Origin of the sequence: Pseudomonas sp. B19125 (assembly GCF_044218855.1) — a bacterium.
GTDB classification, from domain to species: Bacteria; Pseudomonadota; Gammaproteobacteria; order Pseudomonadales; family Pseudomonadaceae; genus Aquipseudomonas; species Aquipseudomonas edaphica.
In genome coordinates this window covers 1,996,100-2,013,430 of the sequence record NZ_CP162589.1, presented here as the reverse complement: position 1 = coordinate 2,013,430, position 17,331 = coordinate 1,996,100, and the positions used below count along the sequence as shown (strand labels likewise).

The 17,331-nt window shown below is 60.8% G+C and carries 17 protein-coding genes; 2 read left to right on the top strand and 15 right to left on the bottom strand.

The window, feature by feature from the left end; translation table 11 throughout:
* Positions 1-128: 128 nt before the first annotated feature.
* From AB4P96_RS09270 to AB4P96_RS09215, 12 genes are all read right to left on the bottom strand, one after another.
* Entirely contained in the window at positions 129-914 is a 786-nt protein-coding gene (locus AB4P96_RS09270) for a TatD family hydrolase (RefSeq protein ID WP_017138361.1), read from the bottom strand.
* A 63-nt stretch (positions 915-977) separates the two neighbouring features.
* The gene (locus AB4P96_RS09265; protein ID WP_099548162.1) at positions 978-1,967 is read right to left on the bottom strand and encodes a DNA polymerase III subunit delta'; all 990 of its coding nucleotides are present in this window, start codon (positions 1,965-1,967) and stop codon (positions 978-980) included.
* Positions 1,960-2,592: a dTMP kinase gene (gene tmk / locus AB4P96_RS09260; protein ID WP_017138363.1), complete on the bottom strand. Its 633-nt coding sequence runs from the start codon at positions 2,590-2,592 to the stop codon at positions 1,960-1,962. Before tmk ends, AB4P96_RS09265 begins: the two co-directional genes overlap by 8 nt.
* A gap of 19 nt (positions 2,593-2,611) precedes the next feature.
* On the bottom strand, positions 2,612-3,748 hold the full coding sequence (gene mltG / locus AB4P96_RS09255) for an endolytic transglycosylase MltG (RefSeq protein WP_099548163.1): 1,137 nt from the start codon (positions 3,746-3,748) through the stop codon (positions 2,612-2,614).
* Between the two features lies 1 nt (position 3,749).
* On the bottom strand, positions 3,750-4,565 hold the full coding sequence (gene pabC / locus AB4P96_RS09250; RefSeq protein WP_395600701.1) for an aminodeoxychorismate lyase: 816 nt from the start codon (positions 4,563-4,565) through the stop codon (positions 3,750-3,752).
* Entirely contained in the window at positions 4,565-5,809 is a 1,245-nt protein-coding gene (fabF, locus tag AB4P96_RS09245) for a beta-ketoacyl-ACP synthase II (RefSeq protein ID WP_017138365.1), read from the bottom strand. Before fabF ends, pabC begins: the two co-directional genes overlap by 1 nt.
* 128 nt (positions 5,810-5,937) lie before the next feature.
* A complete protein-coding gene (acpP, locus tag AB4P96_RS09240) occupies positions 5,938-6,174 on the bottom strand; it encodes an acyl carrier protein (RefSeq protein WP_016973676.1) in 237 nt (78 codons plus the stop codon).
* Positions 6,175-6,366: 192 nt separating this feature from the next.
* Positions 6,367-7,110, bottom strand: a complete 744-nt coding sequence (gene fabG / locus AB4P96_RS09235) for a 3-oxoacyl-ACP reductase FabG (RefSeq protein ID WP_015885432.1) — start codon at positions 7,108-7,110, stop codon at positions 6,367-6,369.
* Positions 7,111-7,131: 21 nt separating this feature from the next.
* The gene (gene fabD / locus AB4P96_RS09230; protein WP_099548165.1) at positions 7,132-8,070 is read right to left on the bottom strand and encodes an ACP S-malonyltransferase; all 939 of its coding nucleotides are present in this window, start codon (positions 8,068-8,070) and stop codon (positions 7,132-7,134) included.
* A 126-nt stretch (positions 8,071-8,196) separates the two neighbouring features.
* Complete coding sequence (gene plsX, locus AB4P96_RS09225) at positions 8,197-9,207, bottom strand: phosphate acyltransferase PlsX (RefSeq protein ID WP_170039849.1); 1,011 nt, start codon at positions 9,205-9,207, stop codon at positions 8,197-8,199.
* A 4-nt stretch (positions 9,208-9,211) separates the two neighbouring features.
* Complete coding sequence (rpmF, locus tag AB4P96_RS09220; RefSeq protein ID WP_004371305.1) at positions 9,212-9,394, bottom strand: 50S ribosomal protein L32; 183 nt, start codon at positions 9,392-9,394, stop codon at positions 9,212-9,214.
* A gap of 13 nt (positions 9,395-9,407) precedes the next feature.
* Positions 9,408-9,938: a YceD family protein gene (locus AB4P96_RS09215; protein ID WP_005790551.1), complete on the bottom strand. Its 531-nt coding sequence runs from the start codon at positions 9,936-9,938 to the stop codon at positions 9,408-9,410.
* A gap of 105 nt (positions 9,939-10,043) precedes the next feature.
* Between AB4P96_RS09215 and AB4P96_RS09210 the strand changes: the two genes are divergently transcribed.
* Positions 10,044-10,622 (top strand): nucleoside triphosphate pyrophosphatase, encoded by a 579-nt coding sequence (locus tag AB4P96_RS09210; protein WP_017138368.1) that lies wholly within the window; start codon positions 10,044-10,046, stop codon positions 10,620-10,622.
* 133 nt (positions 10,623-10,755) lie between these two features.
* Here the strand turns inward: AB4P96_RS09210 and AB4P96_RS09205 are convergent, their stop codons facing one another.
* Genes AB4P96_RS09205 through rluC form a run of 3 tightly spaced genes read right to left on the bottom strand, consistent with a single transcriptional unit; the run spans position 10,756 to position 13,369 of the window.
* Positions 10,756-11,739 (bottom strand): S49 family peptidase, encoded by a 984-nt coding sequence (locus tag AB4P96_RS09205; protein WP_395600700.1) that lies wholly within the window; start codon positions 11,737-11,739, stop codon positions 10,756-10,758.
* A 24-nt stretch (positions 11,740-11,763) separates the two neighbouring features.
* Entirely contained in the window at positions 11,764-12,423 is a 660-nt protein-coding gene (locus tag AB4P96_RS09200; RefSeq protein ID WP_017138370.1) for an HAD-IA family hydrolase, read from the bottom strand.
* Positions 12,410-13,369 (bottom strand): 23S rRNA pseudouridine(955/2504/2580) synthase RluC, encoded by a 960-nt coding sequence (rluC, locus tag AB4P96_RS09195; protein ID WP_056861649.1) that lies wholly within the window; start codon positions 13,367-13,369, stop codon positions 12,410-12,412. The genes AB4P96_RS09200 and rluC overlap by 14 nt, the downstream gene beginning before the upstream one ends.
* A 756-nt stretch (positions 13,370-14,125) precedes the next feature.
* Between rluC and rne the strand changes: the two genes are divergently transcribed.
* Complete coding sequence (rne, locus tag AB4P96_RS09190; RefSeq protein ID WP_170039847.1) at positions 14,126-17,302, top strand: ribonuclease E; 3,177 nt, start codon at positions 14,126-14,128, stop codon at positions 17,300-17,302.
* The last annotated feature ends 29 nt before the right edge of the window (positions 17,303-17,331 follow it).

Below are 17,331 nucleotides of genomic sequence, written 5' to 3'. Positions count from 1 at the left end.
GACATCTCCCCCAAGTGACGCGTCGACCTGGGTACCGACGGACTGTGTGCCCTTGTTTTACTCCTAATGGTCTTAGCCCGGATTCACCCCCCAGAACCCGGGTTTTTTTTGCCTGCGATTTGGTCGCCTCAACCGGCCACGTGCGCCAGCGGAAACAGACGCTTGAAGTTCTCGGTGGTCTGCTCGGCAAAGCGCTCAACGGATTCGCCGCGCAGCATCGCCAGGTAATCGGCTACATCACGCACGTATTCCGGCAGGTTTGGCTTGCCGCGATGGGGAATCGGCGCAAGATAAGGCGAATCCGTTTCCACCAGCAGGCGGTCGGCCGGCACCTGACGCGCCACGTCACGCAAGGCGTCGGCGTTGCGGAAGGTGACGATGCCCGACAGGGAGATATAGAAACCCAGGTCCAGCGCGGCCTTGGCCATGTCCCAGTCTTCGGTAAAGCAATGCAGCACGCCGGCCTGGGGCAAGGCAGCTTCGCGCAACAGCGTGAGGGTGTCAGCGCGAGCGCCTCGGGTGTGGACGATCACGGGTTTGCCAGTCTGCCGGGCCGCTTGCAGGTGCAGGCGGAAGGAGGCTTGCTGCAGCTCGGCGGCTTCAGGCTCGTAGTGGTAATCCAGGCCGGTTTCGCCAATCGCCACCACGCGTGGGTGGTTGAGCTCGCTCAAGAGCCAATCCAGGGCCGGCGCTTCACCCGGCTTGAGGTCCAGCGGGTGGATACCGACCGAACAATCGACATCGGCATATCGATCAGCCAAGGCTTTGACGTCGGCGGCATTCTCCGCGCTCACGCCGATGCACAGGAAGTGCCCTACCCCACGCTGGCGTGCCGCTTCCAGGGCGGCGTCGAGGGAGCCGCCGTGTTGGGCGAGGTCGAGGCGATCAAGGTGGCAGTGGGAATCTACGAGCATAGGAAAGTACGACTTAATTCATGGAAAGTGTCTGGCCAACGATACACCCGTCGGCCACGGAAATTAACGCCGGCCGAGCAAACCCACCCACTGCACCAGCAGTGCTTCGAGCAACAGCACGCGGTTGAGGTTGGCTTTGCCGAGGACTTTCTGGCGCTGGGCCAAAATCCAGTCCTGGATGTTCAGCACCTTGTCCTGGGCGCTTTTTTGCGCCAGGTACTGCACCACTTTGCGCATGTCCGGCAGGCCGAGGCCATTTTCGTCCTGGGTTAACTGGTAGCGCAGGATCAGGCTCGACCAGTCACAGAACCAGTCGAACAGCAACAGCAACGGGATATCCTTCCAGGCGCCTTCGGCCAGTTGCGTGGCGGACTGTTCCTGCTTGAGCAGCTTCTTGACGCCATCCACCACCAGTGCGCGTTGCTCACGCACGCCTTGGGCCTGCAGCTTAACCGCCGCCAAGGGTGAACCGGCAGCCAGGGTCAGCAACTCGACCCGTTCGTCGGCAGAACATTCCGGCAGCGCCTGCGCCAGCCATTGCAGGCTCATGGCCTCGCTCGGCAGCGGGCAGGCCTGCTGCACGCAACGGCTGCGGATGGTTGGCAACAAGCGGCTGGACTGGTGGCTCACCAGCAACAGCACGGTGTCGCCCGACGGTTCTTCCAGGCTCTTGAGCAAGGCGTTGGCGGCGTTGATGTTCATCGCCTCCACCGGTTCGATCAGTACTACTTTGCGCCCGCCCATTTGTGCGGTCTGCACCACAAAGCTGACAAGGTCACGCACCTGATCGACCTTGATCGCCTTATCGGCCTCTTCAGGTTCGAGCAGGTAGTTGTCGGGGTGGCTGCCGGCCTTGAGCAACAGACAGGATTTGCACTCGCCGCAGGCTTCCAGGTTGATCGGTTGCTTGCACAGCAGGCTGGCCATCAGGCGCTCGGCCAGGGCGCGCTTGCCGATGCCGATGGGGCCGTGCAGCAAATAGGCATGGGCATGCTGGGCGCGCCCGGCCAATTGCTGCCAGAGGCTGTCCTGCCACGGGTAGGCTTCAGCCACGGGCGCGCTCCAGAAGTTCGGGCAGCAGAGCATCGATGGCCTGCTGTACCTGCGCCAGTGGCTGGGCTGCGTCCAGTAAGGAGTAACGCGCAGGCTCAGCCTTGGCGCGCTGCAGGAACGCGCTACGGACCGCATTGAAGAATGTCGAACCTTCCAGCTCGAACCGATCCAAGCGCCCACGGGCACTGGCGCGAGCCATGCCGACTTCGATCGGCAGGTCGAACAGCAGGGTCAGGTCGGGGCGCAAGTCGCCTTGGACGAAAGCCTCCAGACTGGCGATGCGCTCAAGGGACAAGCCGCGCCCGCCGCCCTGGTAAGCATAAGTGGAGTCGGTAAAACGGTCGCAAATCACCACAGCACCCCGTGCCAGGGCCGGGCGAATCACTTCGGCCAAATGCTGGGCGCGGGCGGCAAACACCAACAGCAGCTCAGTGTCCGGGTTCATCTGTTCTTCACCTGTTGCCAGCAACACTTCACGAATGCGCTCGGCCAGCGGCGTACCGCCGGGCTCACGGGTCAACAGCACCTCGATGCCTTCAGCGCGCAAACGCTCGGCCAGGTAATCGCGGTTGGTGCTTTTGCCGGCGCCTTCCGGGCCTTCCAGGGTAATAAACAAGCCAGTCACAGGCAGTCCTTAGTCAGAGTCATTGCGGGCTTTGCGGCGCAGCGGCGTCCGGCGCTGGCTCGGCGGTTTTTTCAACCGGCGCGGCATCGGCCGGTGGTGTCGCGTCTTCGGGCGGTTTTACCGCCGGTGCCGGGCTGGAGCGATAATCGGCGCGGCGCTTGAGCTGGAACTCACGCACGGCGGCATTATGCGCATCCAGGTCATCGGAGAAAATATGGCTGCCATCGCCCCGGGCCACGAAGTACAGGCTGCTGCCGGCCACCGGGTTCAAGGCGGCATGGATCGCCTCGCGGCCGACCATGGCGATCGGCGTCGGCGGCAGGCCGGCAATCATGTAGGTGTTATAGGGGTTGGCTTCCTTGAGGTGCGCGCGGGTCAGCTTGCCGGTGTAGCGCTCGCCCAGGCCGTAGATCACCGTAGGGTCGGTCTGCAGCAGCATGCCGATTTTCAGGCGGCGCACGAACACCCCGGCGATCTGGCCGCGCTCTTGCGGCACACCGGTTTCCTTTTCTACCAGGGAGGCCATGATCAGCGCCTGGTAAGGGTCGGTATACGGTGCATCGGCGGCGCGTTGGCTCCATTCCTGGGCCAGTACATCATCCAGGCGGTTGTAGGCTTTTTTCAGGAATTCGACATCGGTCATGCCGCGCACGAAGCGGTAGGTGTCAGGAAAGAATCGCCCTTCGGGAAACACGCCAGGGTGGCCGAGCTTGTCCATCACTTCGTTGTCGCTCAGCCCCGACAGGGTCTGCACGATCTTTTCGTGTTTGGCCAACGCTGAACGCACCTGGCGGAAGTTCCAGCCTTCCACCAATGTCAGGCTGTATTGCACCACTTCACCACGCTGCCACAAGCCGATCAGGCCTTCGGCAGTCAGGCCTGGGGTCATGCGGTATTCGCCGCTGTGCAGCGGCTGGCCCTCGAGGTTGAAGCGCCAGTACAGGCGCAACCAGAAGGCGCCATCCAGCACGCCTTCGGTTTCAAGGCGATTGAAGGTGCCCGTGGGGGTTGCCCCGGCGGGTACATCCAGCAATTGTTCCTGGGTCAGATTCAGGGGCTGCTTCAGCGCAGAGTCGAGCTTCCAGGCCGAGAAGCCCAGCAGCAAGCCTGCCGAGACCAGGCTGATCTGCAGCAGTAAAACCAGTTTTCGTATCAACTCAAATTTCCAATAGCGCGCGAACAATGCCCTGCAGTTTACGGGTGAGCGGCCCAACCGACCAGCTCATCCCGGCGCAACCACGTACGGGCCAAATGCCATAAACGCTGTTGCACACGAAAACTTCGTCGGCCTGTTGCAACTGGTCCATGCTGATGTCGGCCACGGCCACCGGGATGCCCAGGGTTTGCGCCTGCGCCAGAATCTCCGCGCGCATGACACCGGCAACCCCGCAACGATTCAGATCAGCGGTTAGTAACAAGCCATTGCGCACCATAAACAGATTGCTGAACACCCCTTCGATGACGCGGCCGGACATATCCAGCATCAAGCCCTCGGCATGTTCGGCGTCCTGCCATTCGGCGCGGGCGATCACCTGTTCAAGACGATTAAGGTGCTTGAGACCGGCCAGCAACGGCTGCTCGGCCAAGCGAGTGGCGCACGCAAACAGGCGGATGCCATCGGTTGCATGGGCCATAGGATAAGCAGCGGGCGGATTGCCCTGCAAGATACGGCGCACGGGGACGCCAGGGTTGATGCCATAGCCGCGCAGGCTGTCGCCACGGGTGAGGATCAATTTGAGTACGCCATTACCCATGGCTGCAGCATAGGCCAGCACTTCGCTGCGGATCAGCGTCTGGTCCGCAACCAGGGCCAGGCGCCTGCAACCCGCCTCCAGGCGTTGCAGGTGGCGGTCGAGCAGCACCGGCTGCCCGGCCTTGACGGCGATGGTCTCGAACAGGCCATCGCCATACGCCAGGCCACGGTCTTTCAGGGGCACGTTGTCCGCTGGCTGACCGTCGACCCAGCTGTGCATCACTCGGCGAACCGGCGGAACACCAGGGAACCGTTGGTGCCACCGAAACCGAACGAGTTGGAGATCACCACATCGATCGGCATCGGCTGCGCTTCGTGAGGCACGAAGTTGAGGTCGCAGCCTTCGTCCGGCTCATCGAGGTTGATGGTCGGCGGAGCGACCTGATCCTTGATGGCCATGACGCTGAAGATCGCCTCGACCGCGCCCGCCGCACCCAACAGGTGGCCGGTCATGGACTTGGTGGAGCTGACCGCCAGCTTGTAGGCGTGCTCACCGAACACCGACTTGATGGCTTCGGCTTCCGCCAGGTCGCCCGTCGGGGTCGAAGTGCCGTGGGCATTGATGTACTGCACCTGGTTGGCGTTGACCTTCGCGTCGCGCAAAGCGTTGGTGATGCAACGCGCAGCACCGGCACCGTCGGACGGCGGCGAGGTCATGTGGTAGGCGTCACCGCTCATGCCGAAGCCAATCAACTCGGCGTAGATGGTGGCACCGCGCGCCTTGGCGTGCTCCAGCTCTTCGAGTACCAGCGCACCGGCACCGTCGGACAGTACGAAGCCATCACGGCCCTTGTCCCACGGACGGCTGGCGCGAGTCGGCTCGTCATTGCGCGTCGACAGCGCACGGGACGCGCCGAAGCCACCCATGCCGAGGCCGCAGGCAGCCATTTCGGCGCCACCGGCGATCATCACGTCGGCTTCGTCATAGGCAATGTTACGCGCCGCCATGCCGATGCAGTGCGTGCCGGTGGTGCACGCCGTGGCAATGGCGTAGTTAGGTCCCTGGGCACCCAAGTGGATGGACAGGAAACCGGAAATCATATTAATGATCGAGCCCGGCACGAAGAACGGTGAAATTCGACGGGGGCCGGAATCGTGCAGCGTGCGGCTGGTTTCTTCGATATTGGTCAAACCGCCAATACCCGAACCCATGGCCACGCCGATGCGCTCACGGTTGGCGTCGGTGACTTCCAGGCCGGCATTACGCACCGCCTGAAAACCGGCTGCCAGGCCGTATTGAATGAACAGGTCGAGCTTGCGGGATTCTTTGATCGAGAGATATTCCTCGACATTGAAGCCCTTTACCGAGCCGCCAAAACGGGTGGAATAGGCTGAAAGGTCCGTGTGTTCGATCAGACCGATACCACTGTGGCCAGCCAGAATGCCCTGCCAACTGCTCGGCACATCCGTACCCAGTGGCGACAACATACCCATACCGGTGACTACGACGCGTCTACGCGACACAGCACTCTCCTTTTTCTAATGACGACACTTTGCTTCGCAGCTTACTTTTCATCACCGCTTAAAGAAAAAACCGCACGCCGTTACAGCAGTGCGGTTTTTCCCTGACAGCAAGCGACGACTACAAACTATTACGCCTGGTGGGCAGTAACGTAGTCGATAGCAGCTTGAACAGTAGTGATTTTTTCAGCTTCTTCGTCCGGGATTTCGGTCTCGAATTCCTCTTCCAGAGCCATCACCAGCTCAACGGTGTCAAGGGAATCGGCACCCAGGTCTTCAACGAAGGAAGCGGAGTTGGTCACTTCTTCTTCTTTAACGCCCAGTTGCTCGGCAACGATTTTCTTGACGCGCTCTTCGATGGTGCTCATACCTTGTTTAACTCCTAATGGACAAATTCAGGCAGCTGGCCAGTGGGTAAGTGTATAGAAAGCCTTTTCAGCTTTTCAACTGAAAGCTTCACCCTCGTACCCGACCGACCACCTGCCTATAAATTAAGTTGCAGCTTTATAACGGATTTTAGACAGCTCGTATGACATTTTTTTGAAGCGATCCGTCACAATTTAACTCATGTACATCCCGCCGTTCACCGGGATTGTAGCCCCAGTCACGTATGCCGCACCGTCGGATGCCAGGAAAGTGACCACATTTGCGATCTCTTGAGCCTGGCCCAGACGGCCCAGCGGAATCTGGGTCAGCAAAGCTTCACGCTGAGCTTCCGGCAGTTCGCGGGTCATATCGGTGTCGATGAACCCTGGGGCCACCGAGTTGACCGTAATCGAACGCGAACCGACTTCACGGGCCAATGCACGGCTGAAACCTTCCAGACCGGCCTTGGCCGCGGCATAGTTTACTTGGCCTGCGTTGCCCATGGCACCCACTACGGAGCCAATATTGATAATTCGGCCCCAACGCGCCTTGGTCATGCCGCGCAAAACGCCCTTGGACAGGCGAAACAGACTGTTCAAGTTGGTATCGACCACGTCGTACCACTCGTCGTCTTTCATGCGCATCATCAGGTTGTCACGGGTGATACCGGCGTTGTTCACCAGAATAGCCGGTGCGCCGAACTGTGCAGTAATTTCAGCCAGCACAGCAGCAACAGACTCGTCGCTGGTCACATTCAGCTCAAGACCGGTGCCCTGTACGCCGTTTTCCTTCAAGGTGGCAGCAATACGCTCAGCGCCCGAAGCGGAAGTGGCGGTGCCGATCACAACGGCGCCTTGACGGCCCAGTTCCAGGGCGATCGCCTGGCCAATGCCACGGCTTGCGCCAGTAACCAGTGCAACTTTACCTTGCAGACTCATGCAGGCTTCTCCTAAAGGGTTTCAGGCCAGTGCCGCGCGCGCGGCAGCGAAGGCATCCGGGGTATTGAGGTTGGCAGTCGACACGCCATCGGCGCAGCGCTTGTTCAGGCCGGCCAGGACTTTGCCCGGGCCGCACTCGACCAACTCAGTGGCACCATTGGCAGCCAGGGTCTGTACCGACTCAACCCAGCGTACCGGCTTGTAAAGCTGCTCCAGCAGGTCGCGCTTGAGGGTGTCGAGGTCGGCGGCAACGGCCGCACTGACGTTCTGCACCAGCGGGATCTGCGGCGCTTGCCAATTGATGGCGGCGATGGACTCGGCAAAACGCTCGGCAGCCGGGCGCATCAGCTCGCAGTGGGACGGCACGCTCACCGGCAACGGCAAGGCGCGCTTGGCACCACGGGCCTTGCAGCCTTCAATGGCGCGCTCGACAGCGGCCTTGGCGCCAGCGATGACCACCTGGCCAGGGGAGTTGAAGTTCACCGCGCTGACCACTTCGCCCTGGGCCGCTTCGGCACAGGCTTCGATCACCACAGCGTCGTCCAGGCCGAGGATAGCGGCCATGCCGCCCTGCCCGGCCGGAACAGCTTCTTGCATCAGCTGACCACGACGCTCGACCAGCTTGACCGCTTCAGAGAGGGTCAGGCTGCCGGCGGCCACCAAGGCGCTGTACTCGCCCAGGCTGTGACCGGCGACGTAGGCCGGGCGCGCACCGCCTTCGGCCAGCCACAAGCGCCACAGGGCGATCGAGGCGGTCAGGATCGCCGGCTGGGTTTTATCGGTTTGATTGAGTTGCTCTTCCGGCCCTTGCTGGGTCAGTGCCCACAGGTCGTAACCCAGGGCATCGGAAGCTTCCTTGAAAGTTTCCAGGATCAGTGGATGTTGCGCGCCCAGCTCGGCCAACATACCGAGGGACTGCGAACCCTGCCCTGGAAAGACGAATGCGAGGGATGTAGACATGTAACAAGCCCCTAATGATCTGGTCGTCAAAAATGCTCGCACCGAAGGTGGGCGCGAACGAAACTGACAGATTGGATGGTCAATTGAACTGGCCGGTCACATTTAAGCACTCCCGGGCCGATTCGCCTAAGGCAACAGATCCTCAAGACGCCCTTGCAAGCGTTGCGGCAGGTTTTCCTGGATCTCGATCAATGCCCGCGCAATCGCACTTTGAAAGCCCTGCACACCTGCAGAGCCGTGGCTTTTTACCACAATGCCCTGCAGCCCCAGAAAACTCGCGCCATTATGCCGTGCCGGTGCCAGGTCGGCCTGCAGGCGGCGCATCAACGGTAACGCCAGCGCGCCGACCATGCGTGAGGCCAGGTTCTGCTTGAACAAGGCCTCGATACGCGTGGCAATCATAGTCGCCAGGCCTTCGCTGGACTTAAGCAGGATATTGCCGACAAAACCGTCGCACACCACTACATCCGCCTCGCCTCGGTACAAGCCGTCACCTTCGACAAAACCGATGTAGTTCAAGCCCCGTGCGCCCTGCAACAAAGTCGCAGCCAGCTTGACCTGCTGATTACCCTTGATGTCCTCGGTGCCGATATTGAGTAACGCCACACGTGGCCGGACCACACCCAACGCCTCAGCGGCCACCGAGCCCATCACCGCGAACTGGAGCAGGTGCTCGGCACTGCAATCGACGTTTGCACCCAGGTCCAGCAGTTGGCAATAGCCTTTCTGCGTCGGAATCGCCGCCACCATCGCTGGCCGATCAATCCCCGGCAACGTCTTGAGCACATGCCGCGACAACGCCATCAACGCCCCGGTATTGCCGGCACTGACACAGGCTTGCACCTTGCCATCACGCAACAACCCAAGGGCCACCCGCATTGAAGAGTCGGGCTTGCCACGCAAGGCCGCCGCGGGCTTTTCATCCATGCTGATGGTTTCGCTGGCCGCAGTAACTGTCAGGCGCGCGCGATCCACCGCCGGATGGCTGGCAATCAGTTCTTCAAGTAGGGAATGTTGACCGACGAGGGTCAGGTGCAGCGAGGGCGTAGCGGACAGGCTGGCAATGCAGGCCTGAACAATGCTGCGGGGACCGAAGTCCCCGCCCATTGCGTCAATCGCGATGACTTGAGCAGACAAGTGATTACTCGTCAGCGCCCTTGTCGATCACTTTACGGCCACGGTATACGCCTTCTGGCGATACGTGGTGACGCAGGTGAACTTCACCGGTGGTTTTTTCTACGGACAGAGTGCTTGCCGTCAGGGCATCGTGCGAACGACGCATGTCACGGGCAGAGCGGGATTTTTTGTTCTGCTGAACAGCCATAATTGATTAACTCCTAAACGTTTGGGTCACGCTTTAACTGCGCCAATACACTGAACGGGTTGGACCGCGTTACCTCGTCCTCGCTCGGCTCGGCCTCGTCATCAAGGCCCTCCGGCTGCTGGCATTCTTCCGGATGATGAGCAGGCACAATGGGCAAGGCGAGCAAAAGCTCCTCCTCGATCAGTGCATGCAGATCCAAAGGATCTTCGCCCAGTTCCAGCACGTCATAACCTTTCGGCAACGACTGGGTATTCGCACCCTCTTTCACCACAGCATAACTGCATTCGCTGTGGATCGGCAGGGTGACCAGCTCAAGACAACGCTGGCAAACCATTTTGACTTCGGTGTCGATAAAGCTGTGGATTACCACAGACTTACGTTCATCTCGTTCAAAAACGAATTTAGCCTGCACCGTACCGACAGTGTCGGAAAGCGGGTCGCAGAGTCTCTCCAAATCGGCCAGCAGCACTTCACCTTGAAGGGTGGTGCCACGATCAGCCAATTTGCGCGGGTCAACGTGAGGTGGAATCGGGTCATTCAACATAGGCGCAGCATTATAGGGATGCACCCAGCCATGTCAAAGGAAATTCAGCCCTGTGCGTCAGCTGGTCGCCCCGCTAGAATCGGCGGCTGCCTCGAGGAGACACCCATGCTGCCTTTATTACTCGCTTCCAGCTCGGTTTATCGCCGGGAATTGCTGGCCCGCCTGCACCTACCGTTCATCTGCAGCTCGCCGGATATCGACGAAAGCCATCGCGCAAATGAATCGGCCATTGAGCTGGTCAAGCGCCTGGCGCAAGAGAAAGCCCGCGCCCTCGCCGCCAGTCATCCAGGGCACCTGATTATCGGCTCGGATCAGGTGGCCGCGCTCGATGGCCGCATTATCGGCAAACCTCATACCTTTGAAAACGCCCGCGAGCAATTGCTGGCAGCCAGCGGCAAACGCGTGAGTTTTTTAACTGGCCTGGCGCTGCTCAACAGTGAGACGGGCCACTGCCAGGTAGATTGCGTGCCGTTTACCGTGCAGATGCGCGAACTGGATGTAGAACGCATCGAGCGTTATTTGCGTGTGGAACAGCCTTATGACTGCGCAGGCAGCTTCAAGGCCGAAGGGCTGGGTGTGAGCCTGTTTCAGAGTACCGAAGGGCCGGACGCGACCAGCCTGATCGGCCTGCCACTGATTCGACTGGTGGACATGCTCCTGGCTGAAGGCGTGCAAATCCCCTAGGCCCACCCCAAAACCACTGTGGGAGCTGGCTTGCCTGCGATAGCGGTGGGCCAGTCACTTTCAATGTCGACTGACCCGGCGCTATCGCGGGCAAGCCCGCTCCCACATTTTGAACTACCACAAAGCTGATATTTCAGCGCAGCGTCGGGCCCTGGAAGCCCATGTAGTAGGCCAGCTTCTGCGCCACACTGGCGCCGAGTTTCTTGGAGAAGCGATCAAACGGCGATTCCTGAACAGTGAAGTCCACCAGCTCCTTCTCACCAATCACATCGCGCGCCACCGAACTGGCACTGCCCAAGCCATCGATCAAACCCAATGGCAACGCTTGCTCACCGGACCACACCAGGCCGGAGAACAGCTCCGGATGGTCTTTGTCTTTCAGACGATCGCCGCGCCCCTGCTTCACGCTGGCAATGAACTGACGATGGGTGGTGTCGAGCACGCCCTGCCAGAACTGGGTTTCATCGGCCTTTTGTGGCTGGAACGGGTCCAGGAAAGACTTGTGCTCACCCGAGGTGTAGGTGCGACGCTCCACCCCCAACTTCTCCATGGTGCCGACAAAGCCGTAACCGGCCGCTGTCACACCAATGGAACCGACGAGGCTGGCCTTGTCGGCATAGATCTGGTCAGCAGCGCTGGCGATGTAATAGGCACCCGAGGCGCCCAGGTCGGAAATCACCGCGTACAGCTTGATATCCGGGTGCAGCCCGCGCAGGCGGCGAATCTCGTCATACACATAGCCAGACTGCACAGGGCTGCCGCCTGGGCTGTTGATGCGCAGGATCACGCCCTTGACCTTGGGATCTTCGAAGGCTGCACGCAGGCCGCCGACGATATTATCGGCGCTGGCGGACTCCTTATCGGCAATCACCCCGTTCACGTCGATTAAGGCGGTGTAGTTGTTGCCACGGGTGGCGCTTTTTTCCATGTCCACCAGCGGGCTGAACAACGCCAGCATGGCGATAAGCCAGATAAACGTCAGCAGCTTGAAGAAAATCCCCCAACGCCGTGCACGGCGCTGTTCCTGAACACTGGCCAGCAGGGTCTTCTCCAACAACTTCCAGCTTTTATCATCACCGCTTTCGGCCTTTTCGGGCGCTTTCCACTCGTCACTCATGCCATTAACCCCAGCAAAGACTTATCAGGCCCGACTGAGCCAGGCTTGCAGTTCAGAAAAATGATCAATCGTCAGCCTGGGCTCGTATGCCTGCAAGGCTTCGGCTGCCTGAGCACCGTAGCTGACCGCCACGCTGTCCATGCCAGCATTGCGTGCCATCATCAGGTCGAAGGAAGCGTCACCCACCATCAACGCCTGACGCGGCGCTACGCCGCAATGCGCCAGGATCTGCTCCAGCATCAGAGGGTGAGGTTTGCTGGCGGTTTCATCCGCTGCACGGGTGATACTGAAATAATCTTCAAACCCGTGAGCCTTGAGCACCCGATCCAACCCGCGACGGGCCTTGCCGGTGGCCACGGCCAAGTGATAACCCTCGGCGCGAAACGCTTCCAGGGATTGCCTTACGCCGTCAAACAGCGGCGAAGGCGTGGCCTCCAGCGCGATGTAGTGATCAGCGTAATGATCACGAAAGGTCACCAGTTGCGCATCGCTGATCCGGGGGTACAAGGTACGGATCGCCTCGGGCAGGCCCAGGCCGATAATGCCTTTTACCGCCAGATCAGTGCATAACTCGAAACCCGAACGGGTCGACGCCGCGTGCATTGAGTCGACGATGCGCCCAATGGAATTGCACAGCGTGCCGTCCCAATCAAAAATCAGCAGCTTGTAGTCAGGGTGCGACACTCAAACGCTCCACGGTCTTGGCCCACATCTCATCGACCGGCGCCTGCAACTTCAGCTCGCCGCCATCGGGCAGCGGCACGGTGAGCATGTAGGCGTGCAGGAACAGGCGCTTGCCGCCCAGGTCACGAATTTCCCTGGAGAAATCCTCATCGCCGTACTTGGTGTCACCGGCGATGCAGTGGCCCGCGTGCAGGGTGTGCACGCGAATCTGGTGGGTACGCCCGGTCACCGGCTTGGCCTCGACCATAGTGGCGAAGTCACCGAAGCGGCGCAGCACCTTGAACAGGGTCAGGGCTTCTTTGCCCTCCTCGTCCACTTCGACCATGCGCTCGCCGGAGCGCAGGTTGCTCTTCTGCAGCGGCGCACGCACGCTCTTGATGGAGCTGGCCCAGTTACCACGCACCAATGCCATGTAGCGCTTGTCCACGCCATCGCCACGCAAGGCGGTGTGCAGGTGACGCAACATGCTGCGTTTTTTGGCGATCATCAGCAGGCCGGAGGTGTCGCGGTCCAGGCGGTGGACCAGTTCCAGCTCCTTGGCATCGGGTCGCAACTGACGAAAGGCTTCGATCACCCCGAACGTCAGGCCACTGCCGCCGTGAACCGCAATGCCGCAAGGCTTGTTGATCACGATCAGCTTGTTGTCTTCGAAGACAATCGACGCTTCCAGGCGCTGCAACAGGCCCTGGGCCAATGGCACCGGCTCGTCACGCTCAGGCACGCGCACCGGCGGCACACGGACGATATCGCCCGCCTGCAGCTTGTACTCGGGCTTGATCCGGCCTTTGTTCACGCGCACTTCACCTTTACGCAAGATGCGGTAAATCAAGGTCTTGGGCACGCCTTTGAGCCTGGCCAGGAGAAAATTGTCGATGCGTTGGCCGGCATATTCCGGCGAGACCTCGAGCAGCTGGACGCTGGGGGTCTGGGGGGCGGTAGTCGTCATGGCGGCGATGATAACAATTTTTTATGGAATTGAAGCACTTAATCATTGCTGCTATAGTCGCGAACGCCGCCAAAAGCGGCCTGGACAGAGGACTTGCGGCAAACTGCCGGCCCTGACCATCGCAATTCATCAGGACGCGAGGCCGTCCTACGGGGCTTTTGCCACCCTGGAAGGCTCAGGATTGTAACAAGCGCAGGTGACATGAGGCCTGAAGCGAGTGCAGAAAGCAGAGTGAATACTCGCGTTCTGCGCCGATATTTACGGCCAGTTCACAAAGTGCAGTCAGTCTTGAGCCAGACCACGGCGAATGCTTCGGAAACAACGCCTGTTAAGAGCTGAGTGAGAGCGCAGTCGCCCACACCTAGTCTTGTTTAGCCATGAGCGTGGACTCCCCATTGGAGTACACGGTAAATGCCAACCCGCTGCGGATTCTGCGCGCGGCAGCACCCGAATTATCAGGGATACGTGTAGGGTGGAGATGCACAACCGTCGGACCGTGTAGCATTAGGCTTATAAGACGCTTCATCTCGTCCACAGTCGCCGGTTGATTCCTCCTCCTGACCTTAGCTTTTGTTGAAGTGGTGCCTTTGTCACCACCGCTAACAAGCAGGACGCGTCCGTCGCGATACCGGCCCAATTGGCTCGTTATTGCTGGACACTGGAGTGGCCAACCACTCTTGACGCACCTGACACCGACCGTGAGAAGTCGTGTGTGCCGAACGCCGTTTCCGGCAGCCCGGAAACCGACGGTACAACATGAAAAGAATGCTGATTAACGCAACTCAACCCGAAGAGTTGCGTGTTGCACTGGTAGATGGCCAACGCCTCTATGACCTGGACATCGAATCCGGTGCACGCGAGCAAAAGAAGGCCAACATCTATAAAGGCCGTATTACTCGCATCGAACCAAGCCTTGAGGCTGCCTTTGTCGATTTCGGCTCCGAGCGCCACGGCTTCCTGCCCCTCAAAGAAATCTCCCGCGAATACTTCAAGAAAGCCCCCGAAGGCCGCGTGAACATCAAGGACGTCCTGAGCGAAGGCCAGGAAGTCATCGTTCAGGTCGAAAAAGAAGAACGTGGCAACAAGGGCGCTGCCCTGACCACCTTCATCTCCCTGGCCGGCCGTTACCTGGTGCTGATGCCGAACAACCCACGTGCCGGCGGCATTTCCCGTCGCATCGAAGGCGAAGAACGCAACGAACTGCGTGAAGCGCTGAACGGCTTGATTGCTCCTGCCGACATGGGCCTGATCGTGCGCACTGCAGGCCTGGGCCGCAGCAGCGAAGAAATGCAGTGGGACCTCGACTACCTGCTGCAACTCTGGACCGCCATCAAAGAAGCCTCCCTGGATCGTTCCGCGCCGTTCCTGATCTATCAGGAAAGCAACGTGATCATCCGCGCCATCCGCGATTACCTGCGCCAGGACATCGGCGAAGTGCTGATCGACAGCGTTGAAGCCCAGGACGAAGCCCTGACCTTCATTCGCCAGGTGATGCCGCAGTACGCCAGCAAGATCAAGCTGTACGAAGACAGCGTTCCGCTGTTCAACCGTTTCCAGATCGAAAGCCAGATCGAGACCGCCTTCCAGCGCGTGGTCGAACTGCCTTCCGGCGGCTCCATCGTGATCGACCCGACCGAAGCCCTGGTGTCCATCGACATCAACTCGGCGCGCGCCACCAAAGGCAGCGACATCGAAGAAACCGCCCTGCAGACCAACCTGGAAGCGGCTGAAGAAATCGCCCGCCAGTTGCGCCTGCGTGACATCGGCGGCCTGATCGTGATCGACTTCATCGACATGACCCCAGCCAAGAACCAGCGCGCCGTGGAAGAAAAAGTCCGCGAATGCCTGGAAGCTGACCGTGCCCGCGTACAGGTCGGCCGTATCTCGCGCTTCGGCCTGCTGGAAATGTCCCGTCAGCGCCTGCGTCCCTCCCTGGGCGAGAGCAGCGGCATCGTCTGCCCGCGTTGCAACGGCACCGGCATCATCCGTGACGTTGAATCGCTGTCGCTGGCGATCCTGCGCCTGATCGAAGAAGAAGCCCTGAAAGACCGCACCGCCGAAGTTCGCGCGCAAGTGCCGATCCCGGTGGCCGCTTTCCTGCTTAACGAAAAACGCAACTCGATCACCAAGATCGAACTGCGCACCCGTGCCCGCATCGTCATCCTGCCGAACGATCACCTCGAGACGCCGCACTTCGAAGTGCAACGCCTGCGTGATGACAGCCCGGAAGCCCACAGCGGCCAGTCCAGCTACGAAATCGCTGCTGCCGCTGCCGAAGTGGAAGAAGTCCAGCCAGCCGCCGCGACCCGCACCCTGGTTCGCCAGGAAGCGGCCGTTAAGACCGCACCGGCACGTGCCAACGCTCCGGTACCGACCGAAGTGGCTGCACCGGTTGCCGCGCCGGCCGCCATGCCTGAGCCAAGCCTGTTCAAAGGCCTGGTGAAGTCACTGGTCAGCCTGTTCGCCAGTAAAGAAGAGCCTGCTGCGCCGGTTGTGGTTGAAAAACCGGCCACCGAGCGCCCGGCCCGCAACGAAGAACGTCGCAACGGCCGTCAACAGAGCCGTAACCGCAACGGTCGCCGTGACGAAGAGCGCAAGCCCCGCGAAGAACGTGCACCGCGTGAAGAACGCGCACCACGTGAAGAGCGTGCACCTCGCGAAGCCCGTGAAGAGACCCCGACTGTAGCCCGTGAAGAACGTGCACCGCGCGAAGAGCGCGCGCCACGTACTCCACGCGCCCCACGTGAAGACCGCAAGCCACGTGGCGAGCGTGAAGAACGTGTGCGTGAACTGCGCGAGCCGCTGGACGCCGCACCAGCGGTAGCTGCCGTCGCTGCCGAAGCCGCCAGCGAAGAACGCCCGGCTCGCCAGCCGCGTGAAGAACGCGCCCCACGTGAAGAGCGCCAGCCGCGCCCACCGCGTGAAGAGCGTCAACCACGTGCCGAGCAAGCCGCTGCCACCAGCGAAGAAGAAGTGCTGACCGGTGAAGAGCAACTGCAGGAAGACGGTCAGGACAACGCCGAAGGCGATCGTCCACGCCGCCGCTCCCGTGGCCAGCGTCGCCGCAGCAACCGCCGTGAACGTCAGCGTGATGCCAACGGCAATGTGATCGAAGGCTCGGAAGAGACCGGCGAGAACGGCGAAGCTGCAACCGCAGAACCGACGGGCGCCGAACTGGCTGCCGGCCTGGCTGTGACCGCCGCAGTTGCCAGCACCGTGATCAGTGCACCGGCTGAAGCCCAGGCGCATGAGCAAGCTGAACGCGCTACCGCTGCTGTTGAAGAAACGGCTGCTGCAGAAGCACCGGTTGCCGAGACGCCAGCGGTTGAAGCGCCGGTTGTTGAAGCGCCAGTCGTCGAAGCCACTGCCCCGATCGAAGCCCCAGTGGTTCCGGAAGTGGAAGTTGCCTCGCCAGTGCGCGACGTTCAACCAGAAGTCGAAGTGACTGCTGTCGAGCCTGCACCGGTAGTCGAGCCTCAGCCAGTGGTTGAAGCCGTCGTTGACGCGCCGGTTGTCGAGGAAGCCGCCCCGGCAGTGCGTGAAGTTCGCGAAGAACAGACCGCTTTCCAGTGGACTGCCGAGCCAGCTGCACCGGTTGAAGCGCCAGCACCTGCCCCTGTGGTGGAAGAAGCGCCTGCACCGATTGCCGAAGTGGTTGCCGAGCCCGCCCCAGTGGTTGAGCCTGCACCCGTGATTGAAGCGCCAGTGGTTGCCGAAGTCGCAGCGCCCGTGGTTGAAGCCGCGCCTGCCAGCGCCCTGACCGAAAACGGCCGTGCGCCAAACGACCCACGTGAAGTGCGTCGTCGCCGCAAGGAAGCTGAAGCCGCCGCTGCTGCAGCCGCTGCCGCACCGGCTGCCGAAGCGATCGAGGCTCCAGCCCCGGTTGAGCACAAGGCCTTGGAAACAGAGCACGAGCCTAAACCCCTCGTCTGATTCCATCCGCCACTAAAAAGCCCCGCCTG